Source organism: Paraburkholderia silviterrae, from assembly GCF_004353915.1.
GTDB lineage: Bacteria > Pseudomonadota > Gammaproteobacteria > Burkholderiales > Burkholderiaceae > Paraburkholderia > Paraburkholderia silviterrae.
Window position 1 is genome coordinate 199,830 of sequence record NZ_SMRP01000013.1, and the last position, 17,644, is coordinate 217,473.

Genomic DNA, 17,644 nt, shown 5'->3' on the forward strand with positions numbered 1-17,644 from the left:
CGCGTCACACTGGCGGTGTGAGCCGCTTTCTTTTGCCTACTTTTCTTTGCGGCTGCAAAGAAAAGTAGGTGCCGCCCCGCACAGGGGCAACACATGTATACCTACATGAAAACAAGGAAAGGCCCACACCCCAAAAACACACAACAAAACAACGTGTACTCACTCCCGGCGGAGGAAGCCGCTTATCCCGGAGCGCCGGCCGCGGGCGCCCGCACTTCGCCACCCACAGGCTACCGCCACTTACCGAGCATATGAAGGCTCCTCTTCATCCAGAATAGCCCGCAACGCCTCCAGATGCTGCTGCGCGAAGTCCGGGTAATCCTCTTGCCACTGCCGTGCCGTTTTCCGCGCAACTAGCGCGCTCGCGACACGCAATGGCCGCCCAGTCATCAACGCAGTAACATAGGTCTCACAGGCACGTTCAAAATAATAAAGATCATCAAATGCCTGAGCAATCGTAGGTCCCGCAACCAGCACACCATGCTGCCCCATCAGCAAGACAGGCTTGTCACCAAGCACCTCACTAACGCGCTTCGCTTCATCACCGAGTCCCATACCATCGAACCCAGTATCGATCGCCACGCGTTCAAAGAACCGCATGCAATTCTGATCGACCGGCGGCAACACAGGATCCTCCAGACACGAGAGCACCGTCGCATATTTAGAATGGACATGCAGCACGCAACGGGCCGCCCGATTACGCTTATGAATCTCCGAATGCAGCGCCCACGCCGTGATGTCCGGCGCGCCCGGCTGATTGATCGTCTGCGGATCATTCGCATCCACAACCAGCAGATCACTGGCCTTGATCCGCGAAAAGTGCCTGCTACCTGGGTTAATAAGAAACTTCGTGCCATCGTCACAAACAGCAAAGCTGAAATGATTGGCAATGGACTCATGCATACCGAGACGCGCAGTCCAACGGAACGCACAGGCCAGATCAATTCGGCTCTGCTTATGCTCGAGCGCAGCGCAAGCTGACTGCAACATGGAAATATCTCCTTGCACGGACTGTCAAAACCAGCCCATCGGTTTCGGTTCGAAGTTGATATAGGCGTGCTTGAGCTCGGTATATTCATCGAGCCCGGCTCGTGATAGCTCACGGCCGATGCCGCTTGCCTTATAACCGCCCCACGGCGCATGAGGCAGCGTAACGTTGTAATCGTTCACCCACACGGTTGCTGTCCGAAGGCGGCGCAGCACACGGTTTGCTCTCGCAATGTCGCGGGTCCACAATCCGCTTGCCAGTCCGAACGGTGTGTCGTTGGCAAGCGCAACCGCTTCGTCTTCACCGTCGAAGCACTCGACGGTAATGACGGGCCCAAAGATCTCTTCCCGGACGATGCGCATGCTTGCATGGACGCCCGTGAGGAGCGTCGGTTCCACCCAGAAGCCCGTTTCAAATGGCGTGCCCTTGGGCGAGCGGCCGCCGCAAAGCAGTTGTGCGCCTTCTTCGAGCGCGCCCGCGACAAGCGCGAGTACACGATCGCGTTGTTGTGCGGAGATGACAGGTCCCATCTGCGTGCCTTCCGACAAGCCATGCCCGACCCGGATGCGTGCGATGCGCTCGGTGAGCGCGGCAACGAATGAATCGTGAATCGATCGTTCCAGCAGGAGCCGCGAACCCGCGGAGCACATCTGCCCGGCGTTGAAGAACGCTGCATTCAGTGCATAGTCCAGGGCGCAATCGAAGTTCGCGTCGGCAAAGACGATGTGCGGATTCTTGCCACCGAGTTCGAGGGATATTCGCTTGAAGTTCGATGTGGCGGCCTGCATGACCGCGGCTCCGGCCGCATTGCTGCCCGTTAGCGAAATCAGGTCGACCTCGGCACTCGCGGCCAAAGCCTGGCCGACATCCGTGCCGCCCGTCACGAGATTGAACACGCCCCGCGGGAAGTCGATCTGATCGATGAGTTCAGCGAGGCGGTGAGTCGAGAGCGGCGTGAGGCTCGCGGGTTTCATCACGACCGTATTTCCCGCAGCCAGCGCGGGAGCAAGCTTCCAGGCGGCCTGCAGGATGGGGTAATTCCATGGGGTAATCAACCCGCAAACACCCACGGGTTCACGCAGCGTCATGCTGATGACGTGTGCGGCGGCATCGTTCATCGAGCCCGATTCCGTGGCAATCACCCGCGCGAAGTAGTCGAATGCCGCGATGGCGTCCTCGACATCGGCGCGGCCCTCTGCGAGGGTCTTTCCCACATTGAGCGCTTCGAGCCGGGCAATTTCCTCTGCCTCATCGCTTAGCGCGCGAGCCAGCGCATTGAGCCGTTGCGAGCGTTCAATGGCCGTGAGGTGCGGCCACGGACCGTGATCGAAGGCTTGACGGGCCGCCTGGATGGCGCGCGATGTGTCATCGGGCGATCCTCGAGCGACACAAGCGATCGACTCGCCCGTGCCGGGATCGACGATATTGGCATGGGCGCCTGTCGCCGCCTGAATCCACTCGCCATCGATGTACAGGAGCTTCTGCTTCATGACGTTTCCCTGGTGAAGTGACGCGGTGCTTTGGACCGCGTGGAACGCGGGATCCGTTGCGCACTATAAGCGCGGCACGTCCCGCCAACATGATCGAATGCGTCGTCGCGACGACGCGATTGTGCAGACGCGGGGATTGGCGATATGCGCCTCCTCACATGAGGTAAGCGTTGGACAAGGCCCGCATCGGGAAAACGCATCGCGACATCAGGATGTCGCATTCCATCAAGTACAAGCGAAATTGGGCCCCTACAGTTCAGCCATGGCAAGCGCGATCGAGCGGACTGCCGGCGTAATCGACATGGACCAACTGAGAGGGAATTCCGATGCAAAGCATTCGTGTCATGAAGAAAGAAGACGTCGTTGCGCCCGATGCGTGGATGGACCAGCAGCCCGAGGAGGCGCTGACGCTGCCGTCGCGCTACTTCTACGACCAGTCGATCTTTACGGCGGAGCGCGAGAAGATTTTCATGTCGGCGTGGCATGTGATCGGCCACAAGAGCGAACTGAGCACGCCGGGCCAGTTCGTCATGACCGACATATTCGATCAGAGTGTCATTGCGACGTGTGGCAAGGACGGCAAGGTCCACGCGTTCCACAACGTTTGCCAGCATCGCGGCAATCGTCTTGTGGAGCAGCGGCGCGGAACGCAGAAGGGGGTATTCCGTTGCGCGTATCACTCATGGTGTTACGGGCTCGATGGCGGCCTGCGCAACGCGCCGCGCGGTGAGCGACTCGTGAATTTCCAAAAGCAAAGCTACAACATTCCATCGGTGCGGGTGGAAGAGCTCGGCGGCTTCTATTACTTCAATCTCGATCCCGATGCGCCTTCGATGAGCGAATTGTTCAACGGCGCCGATGCCGAGATGAAGCGTGTGTTCCCCAAGTTGGACGACTATCGTCTGCTGGAGGAAAAGGACGTGATCGTGCCGGCGAACTGGAAGGTGATCATGGACAACTCGATCGAGGGCTACCACTTCTCGTTGTCCGGCCCTTGCCACGTGGATCTCGCGGCACTGATCGACTTCAAGGACTACAAGCTCACGCAGCGCGACAAGTGGTGGACCTATATTGCCCCCGCAAACAAGGACGCCACCCATGCTTATGGCGTTGCGCTCGGCGATGAGCGTAACCCGGACGAATGCTTCTTCAACATTGGCATCTGGCCACACAATACGTTCTATACGTTTCCCTATTCGGACTTCCTCGCCACGTTCCTGATCATTCCGCTCGAGGCGGAAAAGACCCTGCTGCGCTTTGGCTATTACTCCACGCACGACGAGACGCCGGCCGTGACGAAAGCCTGCATGGACTGGATGAATACGGACCTCGGCCCCGAAGATATCGAGTTGAACATCTCCGTGCAGAAAGGCTTGCATTCGGTCGGATACAACCAGGGCCGATATGTGATCGACGCGACGCGCAGCAATGAAAGCGAGCATTTGGTGCATCACTTTCACAAGCTGGTTCATAGCGGCATTCACAGCGAATGATCGCGCCTGTCATGGCCATTCAGGGGAAGCCCATGAGCAAAGAACGATCGGTTTCGAGTACCCATGCAAGGCGTGGCTACGACTATGTAATCGTGGGGGCGGGTTCGGCAGGCTGCGTGCTGGCCAATCGCCTGAGCGCCGATCCGAAGCGGAAAATCCTGTTGCTCGAGGCCGGCCCGTCGAACCGGCACTGGTCCATCGACATGCCCTCGGCAATGGGTATCGTGGTGGGCGGCAGTCGCTACAACTGGCAATACCAGTCGGAGCCTGAGCCCTTCCTCAATAACCGCCGAATCGCGACGCCTCGCGGGCGGGTGCTGGGTGGATCGTCGTCGATCAACGGCATGGTCTATATCCGCGGGCATGCGCTCGACTACGATGCGTGGTCGGGTCAGGGCTGCACGGGATGGAGCTACCAGGAGGTGCTGCCGTATTTCATCCGTGCCGAAAAGCATGAGCTGGGCGCCAATGCGTATCACGGCGCCGATGGGCATCTTCGCGTTACGGCCGGCAATACGGGCACGCCGCTGCCCCGCGCATTCATCGAGGCGGGCGTCGAGGCCGGCTATGGCTACACGGAGGACCCGAACGGATATCGCCAGGAGGGGTTCGGCCGGGTGGACCGGACAACATGGCAAGGCGGACGCTGGAGCACGGCGCACGGTTACCTTGCCGAGGCCCTTGCGCGCGGCAATGTGACGGTCGTGACCGGCGCGCTCGCTTTGCGAGTGCTCTTTAGCGGGACGCGCGCGATCGGCGTTGAATATGCCTGCAACGGACAGACTGAGATTGCCCGCGCGGAGGTGGAGGTGATCTTGTGCGGCGGTGCGATCAATACGCCACAACTTCTGCAGTTGTCGGGCATCGGCGCGGCTGACGAGTTGCGCTCGCTCGGTATCCGGCCGCTGCATGATCTTCCCGGTGTGGGGCGTCGCCTCTCGGATCACCCGGATACGGTGGTTCAGTACCTTTGCCGCAAGCCCGTGTCGATCTATCCATCGACGGTGGCGCCGCGCAAGTGGTGGACCGGTGCGAAGTGGTTCATGAGCCGCTCGGGCCTGGCTGCCAGCAATCATTTTGAAGCCGGCGCGTTTATCCGTTCGCGCGCCGAGGTCGAGCATCCCGATCTGCAGCTGACGTTCATGCCGCTTGCCGTTCAACCGGGTTCGGTCAACAGTGTGCGAGAGCATGCGTTCCAGGTGCACATCGATCTGATGCGTCCCACGAGTCTCGGCTCCGTGACGCTGAAGTCGAGCGATCCGCGCGTTGCGCCCAGGATCGTCTTCAATTACATGAAGACCGAGCGCGATCGCACCGATATGCGTACCGGCGTCAGGCTCGTGCGCGAAATCCTGGCGCAGAACGCCTTTCGCGATCTCCTCGGCCGGGAGCTGATGCCGGGTCCCGCTGCGACCGATGACGCGGCGCTAGATGCGTGGGTGCGTCAGGTCACCGAGACGGGCTACCACGCCGCGGGCACCTGCAAGATGGCGCCCGCGGGCGATCCGGAAGCGGTGGTGGACCCGCAACTGCGCGTTCACGGTCTGGAAAGCCTGCGCGTGATCGACGCTTCGATCATGCCGACGATCGTGAGTGGCAACACCAACGCGCCGACCGTCATGATCGCGGAGAAAGGCAGCGATCTTGTGCTTGGACGCTCGCCTTTGCCTCCCTCCAGTGCGGCGGTCTGGACACCGGCGAACTTGCACAAGCAGCAACGATGCGGGGAGGAGAGCCATGCATGAACAAGCGGGTCAAAGGATTGCCGCTGTAGTCACCGATGCGGCCATGCTCACGGGCAACATCAAGAGCATCGAACTGGCCGCGGCAGACGGGGCCGCATTGCCGAATGCAGCGCCAGGCGCGCATATCGACCTCTGGTTGCCGGGAGGCCATGTCCGCCAGTACTCCGTGATGGAATGCCGGGGCGACGGCGCCGCCTACAAAATCGCGGTGTTGCGCGATCCGCATTCGCGCGGCGGCTCGTCCTGGATCGTCGACCACTTGAGCAAGGGCCAAACAATTCAGCTTTCGGGGCCCAGAAATCACTTTGCACTTGAAGAGCATGGCGATGAATACATTCTGATTGCGGGCGGGATTGGCGTGACGCCCATTGTTCCGATGGCGATGCAGCTCGCGTCAACGGGAAAGAAGTTCTCGTTTCACTATCTTGCCCGGGCGCGTGAGCAGGCATTGCTCGACGTGATCGAGTCGAGCGCGCTGCGCGACATCGTCCAGTTCCACTTCAGTGACGTGCAAGGCGAGGTCGACCTTCGCACCTTGATTGGCGCGCCGCGCGCTCGTACACACATCTACGTGTGCGGCCCCGGGAGATTGATCGATAGTGTGGTTCAGGCAGGTTATGACTGGCCGGCCGACGCGATCCACTTTGAGCGATTTGCGGTTGCGCCGGTCAACCAGGGCGGCCAGTGCGGCCGCGATTCATTCGAGGTCGAGCTTGCAAGGTCGCAGCGAGTGCTCACGGTGCCCGCCTCGCAATCGATCCTCGAGGTGTTGAGAAAGGAGCGAATCGAGGTCGACACGGTATGCGCTCGAGGTCTCTGCGGAACGTGTGCCGTCCCCCTGCTGGCGGGTGAGGCGGAGCACCTCGACGCGATCCAGACCGAAGAAGAAAAGGCCGAAAACAAGGTCATCTACGTATGTATATCGCGCGCGAGATCTGCCAGGCTCGTGCTCGACCTTTAGCTGCGACGGACCAGGCCAGACCGATGAGCGCCAAACATAGCTGCCAGCCACGGCACGTGGGCATCCTTGCCATGCCCCAATTCTCCAATCTCGGGCTTGGCTTGTTGATCGAGCCGCTGGCGATCGCCAACTGGCTGGCCCAGCGCCCGTTGTTCGAGTGGACGGTGCTTTCTATCGATGGCCAACCGGTGCGCGCCACGAACGGCATGCTCACGCCAGCGCAGCCCCTTCCCGATGAAGCGGGGCGATTTTCGACCGTCTTTGTGATCGCCAGTTTCGAGGCAAAAAAACACGCGAAAAATCGAAAGATCAAGGCCTGGTTGCAACGCGAAAGCGTATTCGGTGCGCAGGTGGGCGGCGTGGAAACCGGCACGGAAATGCTGGCGGCCGCATCGCTGCTCGATGGGCACCTGGCCGCCGTTCATTGGGACAATCTTGAAGGGTTCGAGGAGGCTTACCCGAAGGTCAAGGTCACCGCGCAGCGCTATACCATCGAGCCGCGCGTAATCACCTGCCCGGGAGGCATGGCGATTGTCGACATGATGCTTGACTGGATTGCCCAGCACGTTGGCGCGGAGCTCGCCGCGGAGATATCACAGCATCTGCTCCACTCACGCGGCGACGTTCAACCCGGCAGGACGGAGGCGGGCGCGGCGCCAATGAGCGTACAGGTCAGCGAGGCTATCCGGTTGATGCAGGAATCGGTCGCCACGCCGGTGTCGTGCGAGCATATTGCTGCCGCCGTGGGCCTCTCGAAACGCCAACTCGAGCGGCATTTCAAGCGGTACACCTCAATCGCGCCACTGCAGTATTACCTGAATCTGCGCGTGGCGACGGCGCATAAGCTCCTGCAGCAAACGGAGTTGAGCGTTTCCCAGGTTGCGGCGGCCACCGGCTTTGACTCGCTGGAGCATTTTTCGCGTACCTACAAAGCGAAATTCGGATGCCAACCGAGCCGGGACAGATCGCAATCGTGGGAGGCGCCGGTCATGCGGCAATGGATTTCGGCGTGAGGGCGGGCGTGTGCCGCGCAACGCCCATACACCCCACGCGATCTGGATTGCTGTTCCTGCCTGAAGTTCGTTCCTGAAGTTCGTTCCTGAGGTCAAGCCTGTATTACGCGTTCATCGTATTTAATCAGGATTGCAAATCGAGGAGAATCTCTCATGAAACGCAAGCTGTTGAAAATCGCCGCAGGCATGCTCGCTGTTACCGCTTGTGCAGCCCACGCGGCCGATCCCGCCATGTGCCGCGACGTGCGCTTCGCCGATGTGGGCTGGACCGACATTGCCGCCACCACCGGTCTCGCCTCCACGCTGTTCAAGGGCCTGGGCTACAGCCCGACCACGACCATCGCTTCAATACCGATTACGCTGGCGGGCATCAAGAGCAAACAGATCGACGTCTATCTCGGCTACTGGTCGCCAACCATGGACCCGATGATGGAACCGTTCGTAAAGGCCGGCACCATCAAAGTGCTGCCCACGCCGAACCTGACCGGCGCGAAATACACGCTTGCCGTGCCGGACTACGTCTATAACGGCGGCCTCAAGTCCTTTGCCGATATCCAGAAGTATGCCGACAGGCTCGACGGCAAGATCTACGGCATCGAGCCAGGCAACGACGGGAATGCGCTGATCAAGAAAATGATCGACAGTAACCAGTTCGGTGTTGGCAAGTTCAAGCTGGTCGAGTCGAGCGAGGCAGGCATGCTCGTGGAGGTGAACAAGTCCATTCGCGAGAAGAAGTGGATCGTGTTCCTCGGCTGGGAGCCGCATCCGATGAACGTGCAGATGAAGATCGACTACCTGGCGGGCGGCGATGACGTGTTCGGACCCAACTATGGCGAGGCGAAGGTGTTTACGGCTACGCCGCCCGATTATGCGGCGCGCTGTCCGAATGCCGCCCGGCTGGTGTCGAATCTTCGCTTCACTACGGAGATCGAGAACCATGTGATGGTGCCGATCATGAATAAGGAGGATGCCAATAAGGCGGCGCTTGAGTGGCTCAAGGCTAATCCTCAGCCGCTTCAGGGGTGGCTGGCTGGGGTGCAGACGATTGACGGTAAAGACGGGCTGCAGGCTGTGAAGGCCTACCTGGCCTCGCACTAGTGCGCTGAACACTGTGCATCGCACCAGGCAGGGTGCTGCGCACGGGCACATTTCCCTTTGAGCTGGGCAGCCTGCTTCGCCGCGGGCTGCACGGGCACACGCGAAAGTCGCACACGCGATGGCAGTGCGCTTGACAGCCTCGGCACATCGGCCGAAAGCATCGATGCTCAGCCGTAGATAATCAGTACAACGACACTACAGCAAATCGTCAAGCGCCTCCGCGTTCTCATAAAGCTTGAGCAGCATCGCGCGCAGCGCCTGCACATCGTTCCCATCGAAATCGCGTAGCACGACAGCTTCATGTCGCTTTGCGATGGGCACGATGCTCTGGGCCAGTTCCTCGCCCCTTCCAGTCAGCGCGATCCTGATCGACCTCCCATCGGTTGCGCTTCTCTCGCGCTTGACCAAATCCTGATCCTCCAGACGGTCGATGATCCGCGAAAGCGCGGAGATATCCGAAGTCGCATGCACGGACAGCTCAGACAGGGTCTGCCGCGGCACGTAGAGCAGCGAAGCGCAGACGCGCCACTCGCTCAGACCCAGACCAAAGGGCTTTAGCGCCTTCGCAAAGGCGTTTGCCATCCTTCCGCCTGCACGGGTGAGCAAAAAGGGGATGGCCAGTTCGAGTTCTTGCGGTCGCTTCGGTGTCTTCATGGTCGTTGGTCGACTGAGGGTTTACGCGGGGCAGTCATATTTGAAAAATCAACTATACTCCATTCCCAGATACTTGAAAAATCAAATAAAAGACGGGTGCCCTGTCCGGTACTGCGTCTTCCACGAGACGAGCAAGGCGAAACCCGCTGAACTGGAGCACATTCATGAAAGACAAGATTGCACTTGAAGAGCACTTTGCGATTGATCTGACGATTGACCAATCGAAAGGCTATGCACCTTCCCACGTCTGGGAGATGTTGAAGTCGAATCTGCTGGACATCGAGCAGCAGCGGCTCGAGCGGATGGAGCAGGGTGGAACCGCGTATTCCATCCTGTCGCTCAACTCCCCTGGCATCCAGGGCATTCCAGACATCGCGGAATCGATCGATGTCGCAAAGCGCGCCAACGATGTCCTCGCCGAGCACGTGGCCCGTCATCCCTCACGCCTGGGCGGGTTTGCCGCGTTGCCCATGCAGGACCCGGAAGCGGCCGCGCGCGAACTCGAGCGCTGCGTGAAGGAGCTGGGGTTCCACGGTTTCATGGTGAATGGCTTTTCCCAGGTCGGCAATGCGGAGAACGTCGTCTATTACGATGCGCCGCAATACACAGACTTTTGGGCGCATGCGGCTGCGCTGGGCAAGCCTTTCTATATGCATCCGCGCGATCCGCTACCCTCGCGTGAGCCGATCTACGACGGTTTTCCGTGGCTGACCGCCGCGACCTGGGCGTTCGCGGTCGAGACGAGCATTCATGCGTTGCGGCTGATGACTTCGGGTCTCTTCGATCGCAATCCGGGGTTGCAGATGATACTCGGCCATCTGGGCGAGGGGATTCCGTTCAACGTCTGGCGCGTCGACCACATTCTGCACAAGGCGCCGCGAGGGCTGCCGTGCCAGCGCAGCGTGGGTGAATATCTCCGGGAGAACGTCCACGTGACCACGAGCGGTAATTTCCGGACGCAGACGCTGCTGGCGACGATGCTGGAAATGGGCAGCGACCGGATCATGTACTCGGTCGACTATCCGTTCGAAACGCATGATGAAGCATCCCAGTGGTTCGATCACTGCTCGATCAGCGAAACGGACCGCGCGAAGATCGGGCGGGACAACGCACGCCGTTTGTTCGGTCTGCAATGATGCACGCGGGCAACGGGAGAGATCTGATGCAAGCTACGGGTTTGGCGCCTGTGCAGGTATGGCGCGAAAAAATCTACAGCGGCGGATGGAAGGCCGCCGAGGCTGGCGTGCTCGAGGTGACGGAGAAGGCCACGGGCGAGCGAATGGGCGCAATCGGTTGTGCCTCGCCCGCCGACGTGTCGTCTGCCGCCGCCATGGCCCACGCAGCGCAACGGGCGTGGTCGGCCACGCCGGGGCCGCAGCGCGGCGATGTCTTGCGCGAGGTCGCCCGGCTGATTCGCGAGCACCGTGAAGAGATCGCGTTGCAGATTGTTCGGGAGACCGGATCAATTCGGGCCAAGGGGCATGCCGAAGTGGAGTTGGCGATCCGCGAGATCCTCGAGGCCGCGGCGCTGGCCAGCCAGCCCACCGGCATGATCACCGCAAGCGACGTGAAGGGACGGCACAGCGTGGCGCGCAGGATTGCGCTGGGCGTGGTGGGTGTCATCACGCCGTGGAATTCGCCGTTCCTGCTGGCGGCGCGGGCAATCGCCCCGGCGCTGGCCACGGGAAATGCGGTGCTGCTCAAGCCCGACCCGCAATCGCCGGTCTGTGGCGGTGCGATCTATGCGCAACTGTTCGCGGCCGCGGGGCTGCCCGAGGGCCTGTTCCATGTGCTGCCCGGCGGCGCGCAAACGGGTGACGCGCTGGTCCGCGATCCGCTTGTCAACATGATCAGCTTCACGGGGTCCACGCAGGTCGGCAAGCAAATCGGCGCCGTGGCGGGCGGCCTGCTCAAGCGCGTGAACCTCGAGCTCGGCGGAAAGAATCCCTATATCGTGCTGGACGATGCGGATGCTGAAGCTGCCGCGAGCGCCGGAGCGTGGGGCTCGTTTCTGCATCAGGGGCAAATCTGCATGTCCGCGGGCCGGCACCTCGTTCACGAACGAATTGCCGAGGCCTACATCGCGAGCCTCGTGCGGCGAGCGAAGGCGCTAACGGTGGGCGATCCGTTCAAGGGTGATTTTCACGTCGGCCCGATCGTCAATGAAAGGCAAGCAGCAAACGTCGAGCGCATCGTCGCGGATTCCGTGAGCAAGGGGGCGAAGCTTCTTGCCGGCGGCTCGCGCGACGGGCTCTTCTTCGCGCCGACGGTCATGGTCGACGTAGCGCCTGGCATGCCGGTATTCGAGGAAGAGATTTTCGGTCCCGTTGCCGCGGTCACCGTGGTCAAGAGCGACGACGAAGCGGTTTCGCTCGCCAATCAGACCGGCTATGGCCTCGTGGCTGCCGTGGTGTCCGCCGATCTGCGTCGCGCACAGCGTGTCGCCGACCGGCTGCACGCCGGCATTGTCCACATCAACGACCAGACGGTCGTGCATGAAGTGTTCGGGCCGATGGGCGGTCTCGGTTTGTCCGGCAACGGGCATAACTACAGCACGCTGACCAACGCGGACCAGTTCACGGAGTGGCAGTGGATGACGAGCCGCGATGACGTCCCCGCGTATCCGTTCTAGACAAACCCACACGAGGCACATGGTGACTTCCGAAACGGCGCAGCGAGTGCAAGAGGCGCAATCGTCGACCATCGACATTAGTGCGCTGATCGATAGCCAGCCACTGAGCAGGTTCCAGATCTGGATCATGGTCATGATCGGCTGCTCGGTGGTGATGGACGGCTTCGACGTGCAGACCATGGGCTTCGTGGCGCCCGCAATCGTGCAGGCGTGGCACATCAGCCCTGCGCAGCTCGGGCCGGTTTTCGGCGCGGGTTTGCTGGGGATGCTCGCGGGGTCGATCGTGCTCGGCGGCATGGCCGACAAGGTGGGGCGCCGGCCTGTTCTGGTGGGCGCGACCGTGTTTTACGGGCTGTGCATGCTCGGCACGACCCTGGTTCATTCGGTGCCGGAGTTCCTTGCCATGCGCTTCATGACCGGCCTGGGCATCGGCGGTGTGATGGGCAACGCCATTGCGCTGGTGAGCGAATACAGCCCGCAGAAACACCGGGCGTCGCTGATGACATGGGTCTCATGCGGGTTCACGGGCGGAGCCATCGCTGGCGGGCTGCTCTGCGCGGCGCTGCTGCCGCAGATGGGCTGGCGCTCGGTGTTCTTCGTCGGCGGCATCTTGCCCCTCGTCATTGCTGCGGCGATGCTCAGGTACCTGCCGGAATCGCTCCAGTTGCTGGTGCTCAAGCAGCGCAGCCCGGAAACGATTGCCCGGTGGCTCGCGAAAATCGCGCCGGGCGTGCAGGTCGGCGCGCAGACCCGCTTCGCCGTGCATGGGCAGGCTCGAGCAAAGGCCACGGTGGCCGAGCTCTTTCGCCATGGCCGCAGTGCGACCACGTTGCTGCTCTGGGGCATCAACTTCGCTAACCTGCTCGATCTCTTCTTTCTGTCGAACTGGCTGCCGATGCTGTCCTTGCGGGTCGGCCACGGCGTATCGACGGCCGTGCTCATCGGCACCTCGTTGCAGATCGGCGGCACGGCGGGCGCGCTGCTCATGGGGCCGTTGATGGACCGCTTCGGCTTTTATCGTGTTCTCGCATGGAGTTTTCTGGTGGCGACATGTTCGGTTGCTGCGGTGGGACTCCCCGATCTGTCGACGGGATTGCGCTATGCCGTCGTGCTGATCAGCGGCATCTGCATCGTGGGCGGTCAGCCGGCGGTCAACGCGTTGACGGCGACGCATTATCCCACGCCGCTGCGCGCCACGGGTGTGGGCTGGAGTCTGGGCATCGGCCGGGCGGGCTCGATCATCGGCCCGGTCGTGGCGGGGCAGTTGATCAAGCTGCAGTGGTCGAATACCGCGTTGTTTGTCGCGGCAGCGGTGCCCGCACTGGCATCGTGTCTGATGCTCGTTTTGCTCAGCCGTGTTGCGGCGAGAAGTCAGGTCGGCTAAGCCGCACGCAAGCGGGTCACGACAGCAAGTGATCCAGCCAGGGAAAGTCAGGGGAGGCGAGATGTCCATTTCTATCGCGGTCAATGGCAAGCAACACCGTCTGGATGTCGCTGCGCAAACGCCGCTGCTTTACGTATTGCGTAACGATCTCCAGTTGAACGGTCCGAAGTTCGGCTGCGGCGAGGCGCAGTGTGGCGCGTGCACGGTATTGGTGGACCGACATGCAACGTACTCCTGTGTATTTCCGGTTGGCGCGGTAGGGGCAGCTCATGTGGCCACCGTCGAGGGCTTGGGCCAGGGCGAACGGCTTCACGCTTTGCAGAAGGCCTTTATCGCCGAACAGGCCGCACAGTGCGGCTACTGTTCGAGCGGCATGCTGATGGCCGCCAAAGCGCTGCTCGAGCGAAACCCCAATCCGGACGCGGCAACCATACGGCGCGAGCTGGCGGGCCAGAAATGCCGGTGCGGCGCGCACAACCGGATCGTGCGCGCGATCGAGCGGGCCGCGCAGGAGTTGCGTGCATGAATAACGTCCGACTTTCGCGGCGTGCGTTCGGCAAACTGGCCGGCGCGGTGATCGCGACGTTCTCGCTTGCACCTTTCGCGGAGTTTGCGTTAGCCGAGCCTGACCTGCCGCGCGATCTCCATGCGAATCCGCGGCTGGACGGCTGGATTCGCGTCGACGAAGCGGGCACCGTCACGGTCTTCACGGGTAAAGCCGAGCTGGGCCAGGGGATACTCACCGCGCTTTCACAAATCGCCGCCGACGAACTCGACGTGGAGCTGTCCCGTGTGCACATCGTCTCCGCGGATACGGCCCGCAGCCCGAACGAAGGCTATACGTTCGGCAGCCAGTCGATCGAGCAGGCCGGCGCGGCGTTGCGTGTGGCCGCCGCGCAGGCGCGGGCGGTCTTGCTCGGAGCCGCGGGACGCAGGCTCAATGTTACGGAATCCGAACTGCGTGTCGATGGCGGAGTCGTTCTGGCCGCCGACGGCCGGCGCTTGAGATACGCAGACATCGTGAGGGACGACAAGGCGCTCTTGGCGCGCGAGGTGGCCGCAGCTACGCCAAAGCGTCCTGAAGAGTACAAGCTGGTGGGCAAGCCGGTGCCGCGCATCGACTTTCCCGCGAAGTTCACAGGTGGGGCGGCGTTCATTCAGGATATGCGTCTGCCCGATATGCTGTTTGGCCGCATCGTGCGGCCCCCGAGGCATGGCGCGAAGCTCCTTTCGGTCGATGTCGCTGCCGTCAAGAAGCTCCCGGGCGTGGTCTCGGTTGTTCGCAACGGCAGCTTCCTCGGTGTGATCGCCGAGCGCGAGGAGCAGGCGATAGCGGCGCGCAGCGCGTTGATCGAGGCGGCGCAGTGGAGTGCGGATTACGTCGCGCTGCCCGACGTGGATCACCTCCAGACGGCGCTGCCGCAGTGGCGCAGCGAAGACAAGGTCATCAGCGTGGCGGGCCAGGACGCGCCAGCCGACAAGGATGCGACGCAACTGGAGGCCAGCTACGTTCGCCCCTATCTCTCGCATGCCTCGATTGGCCCCTCGTGCTCCGTTGCGCTGCTCAAGAACGGGCATATGACGGTCTGGTCGCACACGCAAGGCGCGTTTCCTTTGCGCGGCGATCTCGCGAAGGTGCTCGACATGCCCACCAACGCTGTCGACGTCGTGCACACGCCGGGCTCGGGTTGCTACGGGCACAACGGCGCCGACGATGTGGCGCTCGATGCGGCGCTGCTGGCTCGCGAGGTGGCGGGCCGGCCGGTCAAATTGCAATGGATGCGCGAGGACGAGTTTGCCTGGTCGCCCATCAGCCCGGCCATGGTCATGCGCGTGAAAGCGGCATTGTCCAAAGACGGACGCATTGCCGACTGGAACTACGATGTCTGGAGCAATTCGCACGCGATGCGGCCAGGCGAGCCGGGTGGCGTGAACCTGCTGGCCGCGTGGTCTCTCGAGCAGCCATTTCAGCCTGCGCCGCCTGCGTGGATTCCGCAGCCGTACGGCAATGGGGACCGCAATGCGGTGCCGCTCTACGACCTCCCGCGCAAGAAAGTGACCAACCATATGCTTCTGGACGCGCCCATCCGCAATAGTTCGCTGCGCACGTTGGGCGCCTATGGAAACGTCTTCGCGATCGAATCGTTCGTCGATGAACTGGCGCTCGCGGCCCATGCGGATCCGGTCGAGTTTCGCCTGAAACACCTGAGCGACCCGCGCGCGATTGCCGTGGTGCAGGCTGCCGCTCGCCAGGCAAGGTGGCAACCCGGCTTCAAGGGCGACGGCGAGCGTGGACGTGGCTTTGCCTGGTCGCGCTACAAGAACATTGGCGCTTACGTGGCGACGGTCGTCGATGTCCATGTCGATCGCGCGACGGGCGCGGTCAGCGTGACGAACGTTACCGCGGCAGTCGACGTGGGTCGCGTGATCAATCCAGACGGCGTGAAGAACCAGATCGAAGGCGGCATCATTCAGGCCCTGAGCTGGGCGCTCAAGGAGCGCGTCATGTTCAGCCGAACCGAGATCACGACGCGCCATTGGCAGGACTATCCGATCCTGTCCTTCGAGGAAGTGCCGCCTGTCGATATCGTGGTGCTCGAACGCGGCGATGAAGCGTCGCTCGGGGCGGGCGAATGCTCGCTCGGCCCAACGGGCGCAGCGTTGGCGAATGCCCTGGCACATGCGTGTGGTGTCCGCATCCGCGAACTGCCTTTGGTGCCGGCAAAGGTCAAGGAGCGCCTTGCCTGACGCGTTCGGACGGAAGTCAGTCCGTGCGTATCTTCATATTAATTAGTATGGCAAAGCAATTGCGTTTTTTTGAAGGAGCATGCGCTAGGTAAATCGGAGTGCGAATAAATAACAAGTCTACGCTGTAAATATTAAAAGACAATGGATTGGAGGCTGATGATGGGTGAAATGCCGAAGCGAATCAGGAATGGCCGCGCGCGTCGGCGCGTGGCACGGTGCGGGCTCGCGATGCTGGCGACAGGTCTGGCGGGCGCAGCTCACGCGCAAAGCTCCGTGACCTTGTACGGGGTGATCGATACGGGTGTCGAGTACGTGACGAACGTTGGGCCCAAAAAGTCCAGCGTGGTGCGCGTGCCGACGCTGACGGCTTCATTGCCCTCGCTGTGGGGGCTTCGCGGCAAAGAGGATCTGGGCGGGGGGCTCAGCGCCGTCTTCGTGCTGGAATCGGGTTTCGCGCCTTCGCAGGGCTCATTGAATCAGGGCGGGCGTCTGTTTGGCAGGCAGGCCTATGTCGGCCTTTCTGGGCCGTGGGGGACGGTGACGCTCGGCCGGCAGTATTCGCAGATCTTCTGGACGGTATTGACGGGCGACACACTGGCGCCGAACATCTACGCCGCCGCCGATCTGGATCCGTACCTGACCCAGCCGCGCGTCGACAACGCGATCACCTATAACTTCACGTCGTCGGGGTTGACCGTGGCCGCGTCGTATTCGTTCGGGCGCGACGCCGTGGACAGCGCGGCGGCGGGCGGCTGCGCTGGCCAGTCGCCCACCGACTGGCGGGCCTGCAAATCGATGTCCGCCATGGTGAAGTACGACGCGGGGAGATGGGGCGTTGCAGCGGCCATCGATCGCAACTACGGTGGCGGGGGCACGGGCTCGCCGTTGCCCCTTAGCTCGCAGACCGATACGCGTGCTGTCATAGACGGTTTTGCGAAGTTCGGCAACGCTACTATTGGGGCGGGCTTCCTTCATCGGATCAATCACGGCGAGCAAACGCCAACCATTTTCGATGCGACCAGCAATTATTGGTGGATTGGTGGCAACTATCTCGTGCGCCCTGATATTTCGCTTGATGCGCAGTTTGGGCGGATTACCGTGAGCAACAAGGACGCGGGTGGCTCCATCATTGCGGCGCGGGCGATGTATTTCTTTTCCAAGAGCACGTCGGTGTATGTCACGGCCGGGCATGTGTTTAACGAGCGTAACGGCGCGTTTACGATCGATGGCGGCACCGTTCCGCCCGCGTCTACGCCGTTGCCGGGCGTAGGCCAGACCGGCGCGATGGTGGGCATGCGGCACCTGTTCTAATTGCGGTAGGGGGCGCATCTGGCGATGCTAGTGGATCCGGCCGGTTTGGTTTTGGTTGGGTGTTGATGTGTTGGCCTTTCCTTGTTTTCATGTCGGTATATTGGTGTTGCCCCTGTGCGGGGCGGCA

The 17,644-nt window shown here is 61.8% G+C and carries 15 protein-coding genes; 11 read left to right on the plus strand and 4 right to left on the minus strand.

Annotation, left to right across the window (positions count from 1 at the left end; genetic code table 11):
- Window positions 1-240: 240 nt before the first annotated feature.
- On the minus strand, window positions 241-990 hold the full coding sequence (locus EYW47_RS24300; RefSeq protein WP_133197383.1) for a class II aldolase and adducin N-terminal domain-containing protein: 750 nt from the start codon (window positions 988-990) through the stop codon (window positions 241-243).
- Window positions 991-1,014: 24 nt separating this feature from the next.
- Window positions 1,015-2,478 (minus strand): aldehyde dehydrogenase family protein, encoded by a 1,464-nt coding sequence (locus EYW47_RS24305; protein WP_133197384.1) that lies wholly within the window; start codon window positions 2,476-2,478, stop codon window positions 1,015-1,017.
- Window positions 2,479-2,822: 344 nt separating this feature from the next.
- Between EYW47_RS24305 and EYW47_RS24310 the strand changes: the two genes are divergently transcribed.
- From EYW47_RS24310 to EYW47_RS24330, 5 genes are all read left to right on the plus strand, one after another.
- Window positions 2,823-3,971, plus strand: a complete 1,149-nt coding sequence (locus tag EYW47_RS24310) for an aromatic ring-hydroxylating oxygenase subunit alpha (protein ID WP_240763889.1) — start codon at window positions 2,823-2,825, stop codon at window positions 3,969-3,971.
- 32 nt (window positions 3,972-4,003) lie between these two features.
- Window positions 4,004-5,716 (plus strand): choline dehydrogenase, encoded by a 1,713-nt coding sequence (locus EYW47_RS24315; RefSeq protein WP_133197386.1) that lies wholly within the window; start codon window positions 4,004-4,006, stop codon window positions 5,714-5,716.
- Window positions 5,709-6,677 (plus strand): PDR/VanB family oxidoreductase, encoded by a 969-nt coding sequence (locus EYW47_RS24320; protein ID WP_133197387.1) that lies wholly within the window; start codon window positions 5,709-5,711, stop codon window positions 6,675-6,677. Before EYW47_RS24315 ends, EYW47_RS24320 begins: the two co-directional genes overlap by 8 nt.
- Before the next feature lie 23 nt (window positions 6,678-6,700).
- Window positions 6,701-7,690, plus strand: a complete 990-nt coding sequence (locus EYW47_RS24325) for a GlxA family transcriptional regulator (RefSeq protein ID WP_240763890.1) — start codon at window positions 6,701-6,703, stop codon at window positions 7,688-7,690.
- A 153-nt stretch (window positions 7,691-7,843) separates the two neighbouring features.
- Entirely contained in the window at window positions 7,844-8,788 is a 945-nt protein-coding gene (locus EYW47_RS24330) for a choline ABC transporter substrate-binding protein (protein WP_133197388.1), read from the plus strand.
- 195 nt (window positions 8,789-8,983) lie between these two features.
- Here EYW47_RS24330 and EYW47_RS24335 read toward each other — a convergent pair whose 3' ends face one another.
- Window positions 8,984-9,442, minus strand: coding sequence for a MarR family winged helix-turn-helix transcriptional regulator (locus tag EYW47_RS24335; protein WP_133197389.1), 459 nt, complete (start codon window positions 9,440-9,442; stop codon window positions 8,984-8,986).
- A gap of 164 nt (window positions 9,443-9,606) precedes the next feature.
- Here EYW47_RS24335 and EYW47_RS24340 point away from each other — a divergent pair, with 164 nt between their 5' ends.
- Genes EYW47_RS24340 through EYW47_RS24350 form a run of 3 tightly spaced genes read left to right on the plus strand, consistent with a single transcriptional unit; the run spans window position 9,607 to window position 13,458 of the window.
- Window positions 9,607-10,578 (plus strand): amidohydrolase family protein, encoded by a 972-nt coding sequence (locus tag EYW47_RS24340; protein WP_133197390.1) that lies wholly within the window; start codon window positions 9,607-9,609, stop codon window positions 10,576-10,578.
- Window positions 10,579-10,604: 26 nt separating this feature from the next.
- Window positions 10,605-12,074, plus strand: a complete 1,470-nt coding sequence (locus EYW47_RS24345) for an aldehyde dehydrogenase family protein (RefSeq protein ID WP_133197391.1) — start codon at window positions 10,605-10,607, stop codon at window positions 12,072-12,074.
- 19 nt (window positions 12,075-12,093) lie between these two features.
- The gene (locus tag EYW47_RS24350) at window positions 12,094-13,458 is read left to right on the plus strand and encodes an MFS transporter (RefSeq protein ID WP_133197410.1); all 1,365 of its coding nucleotides are present in this window, start codon (window positions 12,094-12,096) and stop codon (window positions 13,456-13,458) included.
- Window positions 13,459-13,474: 16 nt separating this feature from the next.
- Here EYW47_RS24350 and EYW47_RS42590 read toward each other — a convergent pair whose 3' ends face one another.
- Complete coding sequence (locus EYW47_RS42590; protein ID WP_338117842.1) at window positions 13,475-13,681, minus strand: hypothetical protein; 207 nt, start codon at window positions 13,679-13,681, stop codon at window positions 13,475-13,477.
- On the opposite strand from EYW47_RS42590, the gene EYW47_RS24355 reads away from it, so the two are divergent.
- The 3 genes from EYW47_RS24355 (at window position 13,595) to EYW47_RS24365 (ending at window position 17,517) form a co-directional block, all read left to right on the plus strand.
- On the plus strand, window positions 13,595-13,984 hold the full coding sequence (locus EYW47_RS24355; RefSeq protein ID WP_338117841.1) for a (2Fe-2S)-binding protein: 390 nt from the start codon (window positions 13,595-13,597) through the stop codon (window positions 13,982-13,984). The genes EYW47_RS42590 and EYW47_RS24355 overlap by 87 nt on opposite strands.
- A complete protein-coding gene (locus EYW47_RS24360; protein ID WP_133197392.1) occupies window positions 13,981-16,206 on the plus strand; it encodes a xanthine dehydrogenase family protein molybdopterin-binding subunit in 2,226 nt (741 codons plus the stop codon). Before EYW47_RS24355 ends, EYW47_RS24360 begins: the two co-directional genes overlap by 4 nt.
- 228 nt (window positions 16,207-16,434) lie before the next feature.
- On the plus strand, window positions 16,435-17,517 hold the full coding sequence (locus tag EYW47_RS24365) for a porin (protein ID WP_240763891.1): 1,083 nt from the start codon (window positions 16,435-16,437) through the stop codon (window positions 17,515-17,517).
- Window positions 17,518-17,644 lie beyond the last annotated feature (127 nt).